Source organism: Pseudomonas sp. (assembly GCF_037994325.1).
In the GTDB taxonomy this organism is placed as follows: domain Bacteria; phylum Pseudomonadota; class Gammaproteobacteria; order Pseudomonadales; family Pseudomonadaceae; genus Aquipseudomonas.
In genome coordinates, this window is record NZ_JBBNAH010000216.1 from 1 (window position 1) to 1,901 (window position 1,901).

General features: G+C 53.4%; 4 protein-coding genes. 3 read left to right on the top strand and 1 reads right to left on the bottom strand.

What is annotated here, in order from left to right:
- On the bottom strand, positions 1 to 635 hold a 635-nt coding region (locus AAAB16_RS07345), incomplete at its 3' end, for a DnaA/Hda family protein (protein ID WP_340662757.1).
- 541 nt (positions 636 to 1,176) lie between these two features.
- Between AAAB16_RS07345 and rpmH the strand changes: the two genes are divergently transcribed.
- The 3 genes from rpmH to yidD all read left to right on the top strand — a co-directional run.
- Positions 1,177 to 1,311 carry a 50S ribosomal protein L34 gene (gene rpmH / locus AAAB16_RS07350; RefSeq protein WP_002551315.1) on the top strand — a complete coding sequence of 45 codons (135 nt, stop codon included), beginning with the start codon at positions 1,177 to 1,179 and terminating at the stop codon, positions 1,309 to 1,311.
- Between the two features lie 16 nt (positions 1,312 to 1,327).
- Positions 1,328 to 1,729, top strand: coding sequence for a ribonuclease P protein component (gene rnpA / locus AAAB16_RS07355; RefSeq protein WP_340662758.1), 402 nt, complete (start codon positions 1,328 to 1,330; stop codon positions 1,727 to 1,729).
- Positions 1,722 to 1,901, top strand: a 180-nt coding sequence (gene yidD / locus AAAB16_RS07360; RefSeq protein ID WP_340662759.1) for a membrane protein insertion efficiency factor YidD, incomplete at its 3' end; no start/stop codon positions are given. The genes rnpA and yidD, both read left to right, overlap by 8 nt.

A 1,901-nucleotide genomic window follows, 5' to 3' on the forward strand; every position in this document is an offset into this window, starting at 1 on the left:
TGATTACCCACCGCGTGCATTAAGTGGGTTTTACCCAAACCCACGCCGCCGTAAAGGAACAACGGGTTGTAGCCGTGCTTAGGGTTATCCGCAACCTGCCAGGCAGCAGCCCGGGCCAGCTGGTTGGATTTACCCTCAACAAAATTCTCGAAGGTAAATGTACGGTTTAGGTAACTGGTGTGCTTGAGCGCACCCTCAACCTGAACAGTTCGCTCGGTACGCGCCGGTGCCATTTGCGAACTCGCACCTGCCATTGGATCAAAACTGGCACGCGATGGCTCGCTGCTCACTGGCATCGCCACCGGCTCTTCGCGAACCGGAGCGCTAACGCTGGCAGCAGCTGGCTGAGCGGGCGCCGATACTGGCATTGGCGTACGCGCCACGGCGGCGCGCTTGCTACCTATTAATAAGGAAATCGCGGGAGCCATGCCATCGCTGCGCTCGTGAAGCAGCTCAAGTAAACGGCTCATGTACTTTTCATTCACCCAATCCAATACAAATCGGTTGGGGGCGAACACGCGCAACTCGTCACTGGAGGCTTCAACCTGCAGTGGACGAATCCAGGTATTGAATTGCTGGGCCGGCAGCTCATCGCGTAGAAGCTCTACACACTGCTGCCAAAGTTCCACAGACACAGAAATCCCCTAATACAAATGGGCGCATGGCCAAAAACAGACCGCATTGTACCCGCACCCACGGCTAGTTATCCACATGCCTGGGAAACTTTTCAGCACGTAAAATCAAGGTGTTATTGATTTTCTAACAGTAAAAAGTGGGAAAAACAAAACCCTGTGGATAACCGAGGATAAACTCATGGGATAACCCAGGACAAAAGCCAGTGGATAACCGGTCTGTGTATAAATTAGCGTTCCATCCCCAGGTTATACGCAGGTGCAGAACAGCCTACACACCCTTTCTAGACAGGGTTATCATTCGCTGCAAAGCAAGAACTACAAGGCTTTCAGCCGCTTATCCACAGACTGGTGCCGTGCTAAGAGTAGTTAATACTTTAAGAAAGATTTAAATATCTCTTTCTTTATATTCTTTATCTATCAAGCGTTCATTTGCACAGAATGCTGGTTGGAAATTGACCTGACCGCCTGGTTTCTCTAGAATCGCCGGTCTCTTAAAACGGGGGCCATTCCGGCCCGTTGTCGACCACCCAGGTAACGCACCATGAAACGCACTTTCCAACCAAGCACTATCAAGCGCGCTCGCACCCACGGCTTCCGTGCCCGTATGGCTACCAAGAACGGCCGCGCTGTTCTGTCCCGTCGTCGTGCCAAAGGCCGTAAGCGTCTGGCAGTTTGATAATTCGGCACCGGTGGTGAGTCAAGACTTCAGTCGGGAAAAGCGCCTGCTGACCCCTCGACAATTCAAGACAGTCTTTGACTCCCCCAGCGGTAAGGTTCCGGGTAAGAACGTCCTGCTCCTTGCGCGCAACAACGACCTCGATCACCCCCGCCTGGGTTTGGTCATCGGTAAGAAGAGCGTCAAGCTCTCTGTTGAGCGCAACCGCCTGAAACGTGTAATCCGCAATTCATTCCGTCTTAGCCAGGACAACCTGGTGGGTTGGGACATTGTGGTGGTTGCCCGTAAAGGCCTAGGTGATCTGGAGAATGGCGAATTGGCTAACCAGTTCAACAAACTCTGGAAACGCTTGGCACGTAGCAAGCCAAGCCCGGAAGTCCTTCCCGAAGCAGGGGTTACCGACAGTCCCCATGCGTAAACTGGCACTCGCTTCGATTCAGGTTTATCGCTACGCCATCAGCCCATTGATGGCCAGTCACTGTCGTTTCTACCCCAGCTGCTCCTGCTACGCGTATGAGGCTATTGAACACCATGGCTTCATACGTGGCGGCTGGCTGACTGTACGTCGGCTCTGTCGCTGTCACCCGTGG